At 65.3% G+C, this 12,402-nt stretch carries 15 protein-coding genes; 8 read left to right on the top strand and 7 right to left on the bottom strand.

The window, feature by feature from the left end; genetic code table 11:
- Window positions 1-3 precede the first annotated feature (3 nt).
- Together A5707_RS02480 and dmpG are read left to right on the top strand one after the other, a co-directional pair.
- Window positions 4-921: an acetaldehyde dehydrogenase (acetylating) gene (locus A5707_RS02480; RefSeq protein WP_065012942.1), complete on the top strand. Its 918-nt coding sequence runs from the start codon at window positions 4-6 to the stop codon at window positions 919-921.
- Window positions 918-1,946 (top strand): 4-hydroxy-2-oxovalerate aldolase, encoded by a 1,029-nt coding sequence (gene dmpG / locus A5707_RS02485; RefSeq protein ID WP_065012943.1) that lies wholly within the window; start codon window positions 918-920, stop codon window positions 1,944-1,946. The genes A5707_RS02480 and dmpG overlap by 4 nt, the downstream gene beginning before the upstream one ends.
- On the opposite strand, the gene A5707_RS02490 is transcribed toward dmpG, so the two are convergent.
- Entirely contained in the window at window positions 1,936-2,871 is a 936-nt protein-coding gene (locus tag A5707_RS02490) for a TIGR03619 family F420-dependent LLM class oxidoreductase (RefSeq protein ID WP_065012944.1), read from the bottom strand. The two genes, dmpG and A5707_RS02490, sit on opposite strands and share 11 nt — an antisense overlap.
- Before the next feature lie 161 nt (window positions 2,872-3,032).
- Between A5707_RS02490 and A5707_RS23660 the strand changes: the two genes are divergently transcribed.
- The 5 genes from A5707_RS23660 (at window position 3,033) to A5707_RS02510 (ending at window position 6,777) form a co-directional block, all read left to right on the top strand.
- Window positions 3,033-3,212 (top strand): hypothetical protein, encoded by a 180-nt coding sequence (locus A5707_RS23660; RefSeq protein WP_156657490.1) that lies wholly within the window; start codon window positions 3,033-3,035, stop codon window positions 3,210-3,212.
- A 104-nt stretch (window positions 3,213-3,316) separates the two neighbouring features.
- Window positions 3,317-3,631, top strand: coding sequence for a hypothetical protein (locus A5707_RS02495; RefSeq protein ID WP_065012945.1), 315 nt, complete (start codon window positions 3,317-3,319; stop codon window positions 3,629-3,631).
- A gap of 88 nt (window positions 3,632-3,719) precedes the next feature.
- Complete coding sequence (locus A5707_RS02500; protein WP_065012946.1) at window positions 3,720-4,847, top strand: hypothetical protein; 1,128 nt, start codon at window positions 3,720-3,722, stop codon at window positions 4,845-4,847.
- Between the two features lie 2 nt (window positions 4,848-4,849).
- The gene (locus A5707_RS02505; protein WP_065012947.1) at window positions 4,850-5,632 is read left to right on the top strand and encodes an SDR family oxidoreductase; all 783 of its coding nucleotides are present in this window, start codon (window positions 4,850-4,852) and stop codon (window positions 5,630-5,632) included.
- Entirely contained in the window at window positions 5,632-6,777 is a 1,146-nt protein-coding gene (locus A5707_RS02510) for a sulfotransferase family protein (protein WP_065012948.1), read from the top strand. The genes A5707_RS02505 and A5707_RS02510 overlap by 1 nt, the downstream gene beginning before the upstream one ends.
- 3 nt (window positions 6,778-6,780) lie before the next feature.
- Here A5707_RS02510 and A5707_RS02515 read toward each other — a convergent pair whose 3' ends face one another.
- Together A5707_RS02515 and A5707_RS02520 are read right to left on the bottom strand one after the other, a co-directional pair.
- Window positions 6,781-7,242, bottom strand: coding sequence for a hypothetical protein (locus A5707_RS02515; RefSeq protein WP_065012949.1), 462 nt, complete (start codon window positions 7,240-7,242; stop codon window positions 6,781-6,783).
- Entirely contained in the window at window positions 7,239-8,393 is a 1,155-nt protein-coding gene (locus A5707_RS02520; RefSeq protein ID WP_065012950.1) for a Rieske 2Fe-2S domain-containing protein, read from the bottom strand. The genes A5707_RS02515 and A5707_RS02520 overlap by 4 nt, the downstream gene beginning before the upstream one ends.
- A gap of 115 nt (window positions 8,394-8,508) precedes the next feature.
- On the opposite strand from A5707_RS02520, the gene A5707_RS02525 reads away from it, so the two are divergent.
- Window positions 8,509-9,033, top strand: a complete 525-nt coding sequence (locus A5707_RS02525; RefSeq protein ID WP_065012951.1) for a gamma carbonic anhydrase family protein — start codon at window positions 8,509-8,511, stop codon at window positions 9,031-9,033.
- On the opposite strand, the gene A5707_RS02530 is transcribed toward A5707_RS02525, so the two are convergent.
- The 4 genes from A5707_RS02530 to A5707_RS02545 form a co-directional block, all read right to left on the bottom strand.
- Window positions 9,030-9,434 carry a nuclear transport factor 2 family protein gene (locus A5707_RS02530; RefSeq protein ID WP_065012952.1) on the bottom strand — a complete coding sequence of 135 codons (405 nt, stop codon included), beginning with the start codon at window positions 9,432-9,434 and terminating at the stop codon, window positions 9,030-9,032. The two genes, A5707_RS02525 and A5707_RS02530, sit on opposite strands and share 4 nt — an antisense overlap.
- Window positions 9,431-10,312 (bottom strand): TIGR03619 family F420-dependent LLM class oxidoreductase, encoded by an 882-nt coding sequence (locus tag A5707_RS02535; RefSeq protein ID WP_065012953.1) that lies wholly within the window; start codon window positions 10,310-10,312, stop codon window positions 9,431-9,433. Before A5707_RS02535 ends, A5707_RS02530 begins: the two co-directional genes overlap by 4 nt.
- Window positions 10,309-11,478: a thiolase domain-containing protein gene (locus tag A5707_RS02540; RefSeq protein WP_065012954.1), complete on the bottom strand. Its 1,170-nt coding sequence runs from the start codon at window positions 11,476-11,478 to the stop codon at window positions 10,309-10,311. Before A5707_RS02540 ends, A5707_RS02535 begins: the two co-directional genes overlap by 4 nt.
- A 1-nt stretch (window position 11,479) precedes the next feature.
- A partial coding sequence (locus A5707_RS02545; protein ID WP_065012955.1) for a thiolase domain-containing protein occupies window positions 11,480-12,402 on the bottom strand: 923 nt, incomplete at its 5' end.

A 12,402-nucleotide genomic window follows, 5' to 3' on the forward strand; every position in this document is an offset into this window, starting at 1 on the left:
AATATGCCGTCCAAGGCAAGCGTCGCCATCGTCGGATCGGGCAACATCAGCACCGACCTGCTGTACAAGCTCTTGCGCTCGGACTGGCTGGAGCCGCGCTGGATGGTCGGCATCGACCCGGAGTCCGAGGGACTGGCCCGCGCCCGCAAACTGGGCCTGGAGACCACGCACGAAGGAGTGGACTGGCTGCTGGCCCAGGACGAAAAGCCCGACCTGGTGTTCGAGGCCACCAGCGCCTACGTGCACCGCGACGCGGCCCCGCGCTATGCCGAGGCCGGGATCCGGGCCATCGATCTGACCCCGGCGGCCGTCGGGCCGGCGGTGATCCCCCCGGCGAACCTGCGCGAGCACCTGGACGCCCCCAACGTCAACATGATCACCTGCGGCGGTCAGGCCACCATCCCGATCGTGTACGCGGTGTCGCGAGTCGTCGATGTGCCCTACGCCGAGATCGTGGCCAGCGTGGCCAGCGTGAGCGCCGGGCCCGGTACCAGGGCGAACATCGACGAGTTCACCAAGACCACGTCCAAAGGGGTGGAAACGATCGGCGGCGCCAAGCGCGGCAAGGCGATCATCATCCTCAACCCCGCCGACCCGCCGATGATCATGCGCGACACCATCTTCTGCGCCATTCCCGAAGACGCCGACCGCGACGCGATCGCCCAGTCCATTCGCGACGTGGTGGCCGAGGTGCAGACCTATGTGCCCGGCTACCGGTTGCTCAACGAACCGCAGTTCGACGACCCGTCGATGAACTCCGGCGGGCAGGCACTGGTGACCACCTTCGTCGAGGTCGAAGGCGCCGGCGATTATCTGCCGCCCTACGCCGGCAACCTCGACATCATGACCGCTGCCGCGACCAAGGTCGGCGAGGAAATCGCCAAGGAATCACTGTCTGCCACCGCAGGAGGTGCCCGATGACCAGCATCTGGGACGTTCGCATCACCGACACGTCGCTGCGGGACGGCAGTCACCACAAGCGTCACCAGTTCACCAAGGACGAGGTCGGCGCCGTCGTCGCGGCGCTGGACGCGGCCGGGGTGCCGGTGATCGAGGTGACCCACGGCGACGGGCTGGGCGGGTCGAGCTTCAACTACGGGTTCTCCAAGACACCCGAGCAAGAGCTGATCAAGCTGGCCGCCGAGACAGCCAACGAGGCCAAGATCGCCTTTCTGATGCTGCCCGGTGTCGGTACCAAAGAGGACATCAAAGAAGCGCAGAACAACGGCGGGTCGATCTGCCGGATCGCGACGCACTGCACCGAGGCCGACGTTTCCATCCAGCACTTCGGCTTGGCCCGCGAGCTGGGCCTGGAGACCGTCGGGTTCTTGATGATGGCCCACACCATTCCGCCGGAGAAGCTGGCCAAACAGGCCCGGATCATGGCTGACGCCGGCTGCCAGTGCGTCTATGTCGTCGACTCCGCGGGCGCGTTGGTCCTCGAAGGCGTGCGGGACCGGGTCTCGGCGCTGGTCGCCGAACTCGGCGACGACGCCCAGGTCGGCTTTCACGGGCACGAAAACCTTGGGCTCGGAGTGGCCAACAGCGTGGAGGCCGTCCGGGCCGGGGCCAAGCAGATCGACGGGTCGGTGCGACGCTTCGGCGCCGGCGCCGGCAACGCGCCGGTCGAGGCGCTGATCGGGGTGTTCGACAAGATCGGCGTCAAGACCGGCATCGACTTCTTCGACATCGCCGACGCCGCCGAAGACGTGGTGCGCCCGGCGATGCCCGCCGAATGCCTACTCGACCGCAACGCGCTGATCATGGGCTATTCCGGGGTGTATTCCAGCTTCCTCAAGCACGCCGTCCGGCAAGCCGAACGCTACGGCGTGCCCGCCCACCAGCTGCTGCACCGTGCCGGTCAGCGCAAACTCATCGGCGGCCAGGAAGACCAGCTCATCGATATCGCGTTGGAGATCAAGCGCGAAGAGGCGGCTAGCAGGTAGCGGCGCGGAACGCCTCGACGAGTTCGCTCAGCAGCTCGGTCGCGCGGTTGACGTTCCGCGGCAACGCCATGGTGATCCGCACGTCGGTCACCCCGGCCGAGATCAGCGGCGGAGCCGATGCCACGGTGGCCGCTATGTCGACGGAACGGTCAGGTCGTTTGACCGTCGTCGCGTGGCCGAGCACCTGCAGGTCGGTCGGATCGGCACCGAAATCGGAGAGCTTGTCCTTCATCGCTGCGATCGCTCCCGCCGGATCGGCCGCGGCGGGACCCCACGGGATCCAGCCTCGACCGAACCTGCTCAACCGGCGTGCGACGGCGTCATTGACGGTGCCACTGACCCAGATCGGGACACCGCCGGCCTGAACGGGTTTGGGCATCTGGTGAATCGTCTCGAACGACAATTCGGGCGATCGATAGGAACTGCGCTGCTGCGTCCACAGCGCGTCGCATACTTCCAGCGTGTGATCGAGCAGCCGCCCGCGGCGCTCGAACGGCAAACCCGCCGCCTCGTACTCCTCGCGCTGCCATCCCACACCCACGCCCAGATCAACCCGGCCGCCTGACAGTACGTCCAGAGTCGAGACCTGCTTGGCAAGGACAGCAGGGCGGCGCAGCGCCGCCAGCAATACCGCCGTGCCGAGCCGGATGCGGGTCGTCATGGCCGCCAGTGCGGTGAGCACCGTCAGCGGCTCGAGCCACTGACCATCGGGTCCAGTCGGTTGGCGACCACCGGCGATCCCACCCAGCGCCGGGTTGCTGTATGCGGCCGGGTTTTCGCCGAACACGACGTGGTCAGAGACGACCACGCGGTCGACGCCCGCCGCGTCCATGGCCTGCGCCAACGCTAGCGTCGACCTCCACTCGTGGTCCTGATCGTCGGTGAATGTGCGCAGCTGAAGCGAGATCTGTGGCGATATCGGCATGTCTCCTCCTACCCGGCGGCCATGATTATGACGCCCACAACACGCCGACCGTCGGCGCCGACGTCGTTTCGCGCCGGCCGCTTAACCCATGTTTGACCCGCCCCGCATCGGGCAATGGTTGTCGACAGGTGGGGAACTTCCTAACTGCGAGGAGCAGTCCGATGCAAATGTCAGCGACGGCGCTACGCCGTGGGCTTTACGGCATGTTCGCCGGGGCGCTACTGATGGCCGGCGTGGTGGCCATGGTGCCCGCGGCGCACTCCGCGCCGAGCCCCTGCAGCCCGACTCACCAGGCGCAGGGGCCATCTGAGGCGGGATGCCACCAACCCAACAGCCGCTGATTGAAAAATCACGTATCCGGCGGCCTCAGCTGCAGTTATGCCGTCGGGCGTATTCTCGATTTACACCAAAAGTTCTGCATAACCGCGTGATGAGGACCGAGCCAATGACCGTGAATTCCAGCCCAAACCGCCGCCGACTGTCCGGCTTGGTCGCTGGTGGCCTGCTGAGCGCCATTGCCGCTGCGGTGATCGCGGTGCCGATGCCCGTGGCATTACCGGTGGCGAACGCGCAGGCACCGTGCGATCAGACCGTTGGCGACTCCATCGACTCGTATCTGCAGCGGCATCCCGACCTCCACGCCCAGCTGCAGGCCAAGTCGCGGGCCGAGGGCGGCAACGGCAGCGCCATCGACTACCTGAACCGGCATCCCGACGTGCGGCAGCATCTGATCGATCTGTCTCAGCAGTGCGCCCCGTAGTGAGTCGGCCTCGTCTTTGAACCTCGCGGCCGACGCCCGGGAATGTTCGCCCATTGACGAAAAATAGAACACGTTCTAGCGTCTAGGCGTGTTCTCCCAGCCACTCATCGACGCCATCGCCGAGGCCGAGGAACTCGTAGTGGCCGCGCCGCACATCGAGACCGAAGCTGACCTGCTCGAAGGACTGCAATACCTGGCTGGCTGTGTCGCCGCTTGCACACACCTGGCGTTCGACTACGAACGTGACCATCCATTCCTGCTTTCTGGCACTGGACCGTTCACCAAGATGGGTCTGGATAACCCAGACACCCTCTATTTCGGCTGCCGGGTGCATGCCAACCACGACTACCTGGTCACCGGAACGCGCGGCACTACGACGGACCTGAGCTTCCAATTGCTCGGCGGCGAATACACCGACGACAATGTGCCGGCCAGCCAGGCCGCGTTCGACGACCGTGAGCTCGAGATCGCCGAGGACGGCAGTTTCGAGTGGCGGGTACGGCCGACCGGTCCCGCCCAGCTGGTGATTCGCGAGGTCTACGGCGACTGGTCGCAGCAGCGCGGCACCGTGGCGGTCACCCGCCTGGACACCGCAGGCACCGCGCCGCCGCCGCTGACCCGTGCCACTATCGAAAAGCGTTACAGCACAGCAGGAAAGCAACTCGTCAACCGGGTAAAGACCTGGCTGCAGTTCCCGCAGTGGTTCTATCTGAACATCCCGGTCAACACCATGGTGGCACCGCGGCTCACACCAGGCGGCTTGTCGACCCAGTACTCGTCGGCGGGTCATTTCGACCTGCGGCCCGACCAGGCTCTGATCGTCACGTTGCCGGTGACGGACGCGCCGTATCTCGGCTTTCAGCTGGGCAGCATGTGGTACATCTCGCTGGACTACATCAACCACCAAACCTCGCTGAATGCCGCTCAGGCTCAGGCGGATCCGGACGGCAAGATCCGCATCGTCGTCGCCGACCAGAACCCCGGCGTGACCAACTGGGTCGAAACACTGGGACACCGTCGCGGATTCCTACAGTTTCGCTGGCAACGGGTGTCGCGTCAGCTCACCGAAGCCGACGGACCCAGCGTCGAGCTCGTCGACTTCGATGCGGTCCCGGCCGCGCTGCCGCATTACGAGCACAACAAGATCTCCGAAGACGGCTGGCGCGCGCGAATCGCCCAGCGCCAGAACCAAATCGCCAACAGAATGCTGGGGTAGTGATGCCAGGAATGCTCGACGGCAAGGTCGTGGTGATCAGCGGCGTGGGCCCTGCGCTCGGCACCACGCTGGCCCGGCGTTGTGCCGAGGATGGCGCCGACCTGGTGTTGGCGGCGCGCACCGTCGAGCGACTCGACGATGTTGCCAAGCAGATCACCGACACCGGACGGCGCGCGGTGGCGGTCTCGACCGACATCACCGACGACGATCAGGTGGCGAATCTCGTGGAGGCTTCGTTAGCCGCCTACGGCAAGGTCGACGTGCTGATCAACAATGCTTTTCGGGTCCCGTCGATGAAACCGTTGGCCGGCACCACGTTTCAACATATTCGTGATGCCATCGAGCTCACCGTGCTCGGCGCATTACGGCTCATTCAGAGTTTCACGCCCGCGCTGGCCGAGTCCAAAGGCTCGATCGTCAACGTCAATTCGATGGTGATCCGGCATTCGCAGGCCAAATACGGCGCGTACAAGATGGCTAAGTCCGCGCTGCTGTCGATGTCACAGTCACTGGCCACCGAGCTCGGTGACGACGGTATTCGGGTCAATTCGGTTGCACCAGGCTATATCTGGGGCGACACCCTCAAGGGATACTTCGCCCACCAGGCTGGCAAGTACGGGACTACGGTGGATCAGATTTACGCCGCCACCGCCGCGAACTCGGACCTGAAGCGGCTGCCCACCGAGGACGAGGTAGCGTCGGCGATCCTGTTTTTGGCCAGCGATCTGTCCAGTGGCATCACCGGGCAGACGCTCGACGTCAACTGCGGTGAGTACAAGGCCTGATGACCTCGCGAACCAACGTCGGCACCGTCGACGACTTGCACGCCTCGGCGACCAAGTTGGTTGGGCTGGACGATTTCGGCACCGACGACGATAACTACCGGGAAGCGCTCGGCGTGCTGCTCGAGTCCTACCAGCGGGAGGCCGACCTCACCGAACTGGGCAGCAAGATGAACCGGTTCTTCTTGCGTGGCGCACTGGTGGCCCGCTTGCTGTCCCAAGCCGCCTGGCAGCAATTCCCCGAGCATGCCGACGTCGTGATCGAGCGGCCGATCTTCGTCACCGGGCTGCCGCGCACCGGCACGACCGCCCTGCACCGGTTGCTCGGCGCCGATCCCGCTCATCAGGGCCTGCAGATGTGGCTGGCCGAGTACCCGCAGCCGCGTCCTCCGCGCGAAACCTGGGACTCCAACCCGGTTTTCCAGCAACTTCAAGCTCAGTTCTCTCATCACCACGAGGAGAATCCGGGCTATACCGGACTGCACTTCATGACCGCCGACGAGCTCGAGGAGTGCTGGCAGTTGCTGCGCCAGTCCCTGCATTCGGTGTCGTATGAAACCCTGGCACACCTGCCGAGCTACGCACGATGGCTGTCCGCGCAAGATTGGGGACCGTCATATCGCCGGCACCGCAAAAACTTGCAGTTGATCGGCCTGCACGAGGCCGAGAAGCGGTGGGTGCTGAAGAATCCTAGCCATCTGTTCGCGCTGGACGCGCTGATGGCCACCTACCCCGACGCACTTGTCGTGCAGTGCCACCGGCCCGCCGAGACCATCATGGCGTCCATGTGCTCGCTGGCCCAGCACACCACTGACGGATGGTCGAACAGCTTCGTCGGCGCCCAGATCGGTGAGGACGCGATGGAAACCTGGTCGCGCGGTCTGCAGCTGTTCAACGCAGAGCGCGCTAAACACGATCCGGCTCAGTTCTGCGACGTCGACTACGCCGACTTCGTGGCCGATCCGCTGGCCACCGTCGAGTGGATCTACCGTCAGTTCGGCATACCGTTGTCCGATGCCGCCCGAGAAGCCATGGCGCACAGCCAAGCCCAGAGCAAGAGCGGTCCACGCGCACCCAAACACACTTACTCGCTGGCCGACTACGGGTTGACCGCCGATGAGGTCAGGGAACGCTTCGCCGGGCTGTGATCGCTAGCCGTCGCCGGGGGCCGGCGCGCTGGACACTTCCTCCAAACAGCCCTCGGCGACTGCGTGTTTGATGCTGTCGGCCAGCTTCGGACAGGACCGGGCGCGGCTGCTGTGCCCCCCTTCGGCGCGCAGGTCGGCGAAGAATGCGCAACGCTGCGCCGCCTCGGAATTCCACTGCACCGCAGTATGTCCCGGCCCGAGCTTCTTGACGGCAACCGTTGCGTGGCAGAACCGGCAGTCCACCGGCACCAGGCCCGACGAGAGGTAGCGTTCGCGGTCGGCGCGGGTGGATTCGGCGATAGCGGCGGCGCGCTGGGGGTCGTTGGCGAAATCCGGTGCCTTCGCCCAGCGGCCGCTGGCGGGATCGCCCGAAGAAGCGTGGTGGTCGTCGTCGTGCGGGCCGTGCAGGGCCAACATCGACCGGGCCAGCTGGTCGACGTCGGGCGGCTGCTCGCTGCCGGTCATGACGAGCCCTGTTCGGCCTTCTCTTTCTCTTCGGCCTGGCGTTTGAGGTTCTCCTCGACCTCGACGTGCCACTTCTCGTTGGCCACAGTGGTGTCGACCTCGATCTCGAAGCGGTCGGTCATCTCCGGTGTGACGTCGGCGGCGTCGACATAGAACTGTTGGTACCACCGGCGCATCTGGTAGACCGCGCCGTCCTCTTCGACGAGCAGCGGATTGTCGATGCGGGTCTTGTGTTTCCAGATTTCGACGTCCTGCAAAAAGCCCTTGCTGACCCCGTCGGTCATCGCATCGGCGAGCTTCTCGGTCATCGCTTCGTCCATGCCCTTGGGCTTTTCGACGATCACGCCCCACTGCAGGACGAACTTCTCCTGGGTCACCGGGTAGTGGCAGTTGATCAGGATCGATTCGGCTTTGTAGCCGCCGTAGCTGTTGTGCAGCCAGTTGATCATGAACGACGGCCCGAAGTAACTTGCCTCCGAATCCAGGTGTGCCTCTCCGTAGGTGGTGCCCATGTCGTTCACGTCGGGCCGACCGACATTGTGTAGGTACTGCGAGGCGATGTGGCCCTCAAAGACGTTCTTGAAATACGTGGGCAGCCCGTAGTGGATGTAGAAGAAGTGCGCCATGTCGGTGACGTTGTCGATGATGTCGCGGCAGTTGGAGTTGATCTCCATGCTGTTCCATCGCCAATCGGTCCACTCACCGCCAGACCACTCCGGGATCTCCGGGATCCGCACCTCGTCCGGTGGCGGGTTGCCCTCGTGGTCGTGCCAGACGAACAGCAGCCCGCCGCGCACGTCGGTGGTCCAGGCGCGGGTGCGGGCCAGCCGCGGCGTGCGCTTGGCGTAGGGCACCAGTTTGCACTTCCCGTCACCGCCCCAGCGCCAATCGTGGAATGGGCAGGCAAGTTCATCGCCCTTGATGGTGCCCTGCGCCAAGTTGCCGCCCATGTGGCGGCAATAGCCGTCGAGGACCTTCAGATCCCCGTGCGAGTCGGCGAACACGACGAGGTGGGTGCCGAAGATCTCGATGCCGTGGGGCTGCCCGTCCAGGAAGTTCTTGACTGGGCCCAAGCAATGCCAACCCCGGGCGTACCTGTCGGGCAGGGTGCCTGTGTCGATCTCGCGAATGCCGGCCGTCTCGGTAGCCATCCCACGCCTCCAACTTCGTCAGCTTCTAACTAGAACACGTTACAGTTTTTCCATCGGATCGCGCAATCACGGCCGCTCTCACTAGGGCCTACCCGCTCTGAGGTATATCTGAACGATGCCGTTGTTTTCCTTCGAAGGCCGCGCGCCAAAGGTCGATCCCACTGCCTTTGTTGCGCCTACCGCGACGTTGATCGGTGATGTGACGATCGAAGCCGGCGCGTCAGTGTGGTTCAACGCCGTACTGCGCGCCGACTACGGGCCGGTCGTCGTGCGCGAGGGCGCCAATGTTCAGGACGGATCGGTGTTGCATTCACCGCCGGGCATCCCGGTCGACATCGGCCCAGGGGCCACGGTGGCCCATATGTGCACCATCCACGGCGTGCACGTCGGGGCCGAGGCGTTGATCGCCAACCACGCCACGGTCTTGGACGGGGCGGTGATCGGTGCGCGCAGCATGGTCGCAGCCGGTGCGCTCGTGCTCGGTGGCACGAAGATTCCCGACGAGGTCCTGGTGGTGGGAGCACCGGCCACGGTGAAGGGGCCGATTGCAGGCACCGGCGCCGAGATGTGGGTGAAGGCCAATCCGCAGGCGTATCAGGATCTGGGCCGCCGTTATTTGACCGGGCTGGAACCGCTCTAGATTTTGCGCGCGGACGCCGTCGCGCGGTCGACCTCCCAATACGCGCGCAGGGCAACCAGCTTGCCGTCGTCGTCGGCTTTGTAGGTGAAGACGCCGTCGGTGGTGATTCGGTACCCGCCCATGGTGATCACGATGTTGCCGACGTTGGCTTCCTCGTTCCCACACTGGAAGGTGTCGAGGAAGTTGAACTCGATCTTGTCGGTCGGGGCGATCGCCTTGTCCCAGAACGCCGAGATGGCGTCGCGGCCGCGGTAGCCCTTACCCTCCGGGTCGAAATGCGACGGGCCGATGGGGTCTTCGACGATCGCGTCGTCGGCGAACACCGCCAGCCACGCGTCTTTGTCGCGGGCGGCGACGGCGTCGCGGGAGCGCTGGCCGGCCAGGTGGGCGTTGTTGGTCATTTGTCCTGCCATCCCGAGTGGATGTACGTGTCGGCGAAGCGCTTCAGCGAGTCTTTCTTCTTGTCCAGCGGCGCGTCGAAGCCCAGCCCGTCGAACACCCACGGGATGACGATGTTGTCGGTCACCCCGATGTCAGCAAGTTCGCGATGGCCGTCGACGCCGAACTTGTCGATGCACACCGCCTGGTATTCGAAAGGAACGTCAGCTCGGCCGTATTCGGAAAGCAATGCCCTGAGCTTGCCGATGGTCTCGGCTAGTTGGTCTGCGGTCATCATCGCGCTGGTCCAGCCGTCGCTGACCCGGGCCGCGCGCTTGAGTGCGACGTCGGTGTGGCCGCCGACGTAGAACGGCACCGGCTGGCTGGGCGCCGGGCTCATCTGCAGTCGGTCGAAGTCGTAGAACTCGCCGTGGAATTCGACCATCCCGCCGCCCAGCACCAGTTTGATGACCTCGATCATCTCGTCGACGCGAGCGCCGCGGCGTTTGTACGGAACGCCACACCATTCGAATTCCTCCGGGGCCCAGCCGATCCCGACGCCGAAGCCAAACCGGTTGCCGGTCAGGTTGGCCACCGAGCCGACCTGGCGAGCCAGCAGCAGCGGGTTGCGCGAGCCGAGTTTCATCACGTTGGTGTAGAACCGCAGCGTCGAGGTGACCGCTCCCATCGCACCGGCTGCGATCAGCGGATCCACCCACGGGGTGTCCTCGTTCCACATCCGCGACCCATCGGGGGTATACGGGTAATCGGCGGCGGCCTTTTCCATGTAGAACAGCGAGTCGGGCAGCGCGATGGCGTCGAAGCCCACCTCTTCGGCGGTCTTGGCCAGCTCGGTCAGCTGGTCGATCGGACCCATCGCGACGCTGCAGGTGTACTTCATGGCTTGTCTGCTCCGACGACCCACATCGAGTAGTACTGCGATCCACCGCCGTAGGCATGACCCAGAGCTTTGCGGGCACCCGGAACCTGGTGTGCCTCACCCTTGCCCATCACCTGGATGGCCGCCTCGGCGAACCGGATCAGGCCCGAGGCGCCGATCGGGTTCGACGACAGCACGCCGCCGGAGGCGTTGAGCGGGATGCGCCCGCCGATTGCGGTTTCGCCGGCCTCGGTGAGCTTCCAGCCCTCGCCTTCGGGGGCGAACCCGAGGTTTTCCAGCCACATCGGCTCGAACCAGGAGAACGGCACGTAGATCTCGGCCGCGTCGATTTCGTCGATCGGGCTGGTGATACCCGCGGCCTTCCACAGTGCCTTGGCGGCGTCGCGGCCGGCCTGCGGGTTGACTTGGTCGCGGCCGGAGTACGCCAGCGGCTCGGTGCGCAACGCGGTGGCGTGAATCCATGCCACCGGCTGGCCGTCGGCGACGCGTTTGTCGGCGGCGTCCTCGTTGCCGATCACCACCGCACAGGCGCCGTCGGACGACGGGCAGGTCTCGTCGAAGCGGATGGGGTCCCACAGCATCTGCGACGACATCACCTTGTCCAGCGTGATGTCCGGTTGATGCAAATGCGCCAGCGGATTCTTGGCGCCGTTCAGCCGGTCCTTGACCGCCACCATCGCGCCGATGTGGGTCGGCGCGCCGGATCGGCGGATGTAGGAGCGCACATGCGGCGCGAAATAGCCTCCTGCGCCGGCGCCGACCGGCTTGGTGAACGGCACGGGAATACTCAACGCCCACATGGCATTTGATTCGGACTGCTTTTCCCAGGCCATCGCCAGCACTCGGCGGTACTTACCGGACTGCACCAGGCTGGCCGCCACCACGCCGGTCGACCCGCCCACCGATCCCGCGGTGTGCACGCGGATCAGCGGCTTGCCGGTCGCGCCGACGGCGTCGGCCATGAACAGCTCCGGCATCATCACGCCCTCGAAGAAGTCGGGCGCCTTGCCGACCACCACGGCGTCGATGTCTGCCATGGTCGAACCGGAGTCGGCCAATGCCTTGTCGATAGCCTCGCGAACCAGGCCGTTCATCGAGACGTCCTGGCGCTTGGCGACGTACTTCGTCTGTCCGGTGCCGAGCACCGCCGCAAGCTGGCCTGCCATCTTATTTCCCTTCCAGCACGGCGACGAGATTCTGTTGCAACACCGGCCCACTGGTCGCGTGCGCCAGCACCCGCCCTGCGGAGCCGTCGAAAATGTGTTGTGCGGCAAAGCCAATGCGCTCCAGCCCGGCAGAGAACATCGGGTTGGCCGCCAGTACGCCACCGGACGGGTTGACCTTCGTCGACGACGGCAGACCGATCGCCTCGGTCAGGATCAGTTGCTGATGGGTGAACGGCGCATAGATCTCGGCCACCTCGATCGAGCCGGGGTCTCCTCCCGTCGCGGCCTTGGCGGACGCCTCCGTCGACGGTGACGTGGTCAGCTCCCGGGCACCGAGGACCGGAGTCTCGATGCGGTGCTCGAACCCGGTGATCCAGGCGGGATTCTCCCGCAGTTCGCGGGCCTTGTCGCCGGCAGCCAGCACGATTGCCGACGCGCCGTCGGTGATCGGCGCAATGTCATGGCGCCGAAGGGGATCGGCGAAGAACGGCCGGGCCAGCAGCTCGTCGATGCTCTTGGCAGGCTTCTCGGAGTCGGTGCGCTCCGCAACCGCGAACGAGTCCAGCGCCACTTGCGCCATTTGCTCGGCCGTCCACTTGCCGGCGTCCAGGCCGAAGCGGGCCTGAAGCCCCGCCATCGAAACGGAGTCCGGCCACAGCGGTGCGACGGTGTACGGATCGGTCTGCATCGCCAGGACCCGGCGCAAGGTGCCGGCGGACGACTTGCCGAAGCCGTAGACCAGCGCCGTGTCGACCTCACCGGTCAGCAGCTTGATGTAGGCCTCGTACAGCGCCCAGGCGGCGTCCATCTCCACGTGCGACTCGTTGATCGGGGGCACCGCCCCGATCGAGTCGATCGCGGAGATGAACGAAAACGCGCGACCGGCAAGGTAATCCGACGAGCCGGAGCACCAGAAGCCGATGT

The organism is Mycobacterium kyorinense, from assembly GCF_001672775.1.
Lineage (GTDB): Bacteria > Actinomycetota > Actinomycetes > Mycobacteriales > Mycobacteriaceae > Mycobacterium > Mycobacterium kyorinense_A.

Excerpts from the sequence above, each read along its gene's own strand:
- A5707_RS02480 (WP_065012942.1), top strand. The coding sequence starts at position 4 with ATGCCGTCCAAGGCAAGCGTCGCCATCGTCGGATCGGGCAACATCAGC.
- dmpG (WP_065012943.1), top strand. The coding sequence starts at position 918 with ATGACCAGCATCTGGGACGTTCGCATCACCGACACGTCGCTGCGGGAC.
- A5707_RS02490 (WP_065012944.1), bottom strand. The coding sequence starts at position 2,871 with ATGCCGATATCGCCACAGATCTCGCTTCAGCTGCGCACATTCACCGAC.
- A5707_RS23660 (WP_156657490.1), top strand. The coding sequence starts at position 3,033 with ATGCAAATGTCAGCGACGGCGCTACGCCGTGGGCTTTACGGCATGTTC.
- A5707_RS02495 (WP_065012945.1), top strand. The coding sequence starts at position 3,317 with ATGACCGTGAATTCCAGCCCAAACCGCCGCCGACTGTCCGGCTTGGTC.
- A5707_RS02505 (WP_065012947.1), top strand. The coding sequence starts at position 4,850 with ATGCCAGGAATGCTCGACGGCAAGGTCGTGGTGATCAGCGGCGTGGGC.
- A5707_RS02510 (WP_065012948.1), top strand. The coding sequence starts at position 5,632 with ATGACCTCGCGAACCAACGTCGGCACCGTCGACGACTTGCACGCCTCG.
- A5707_RS02515 (WP_065012949.1), bottom strand. The coding sequence starts at position 7,242 with ATGACCGGCAGCGAGCAGCCGCCCGACGTCGACCAGCTGGCCCGGTCG.
- A5707_RS02520 (WP_065012950.1), bottom strand. The coding sequence starts at position 8,393 with ATGGCTACCGAGACGGCCGGCATTCGCGAGATCGACACAGGCACCCTG.
- A5707_RS02525 (WP_065012951.1), top strand. The coding sequence starts at position 8,509 with ATGCCGTTGTTTTCCTTCGAAGGCCGCGCGCCAAAGGTCGATCCCACT.
- A5707_RS02530 (WP_065012952.1), bottom strand. The coding sequence starts at position 9,434 with ATGACCAACAACGCCCACCTGGCCGGCCAGCGCTCCCGCGACGCCGTC.
- A5707_RS02535 (WP_065012953.1), bottom strand. The coding sequence starts at position 10,312 with ATGAAGTACACCTGCAGCGTCGCGATGGGTCCGATCGACCAGCTGACC.
- A5707_RS02540 (WP_065012954.1), bottom strand. The coding sequence starts at position 11,478 with ATGGCAGGCCAGCTTGCGGCGGTGCTCGGCACCGGACAGACGAAGTAC.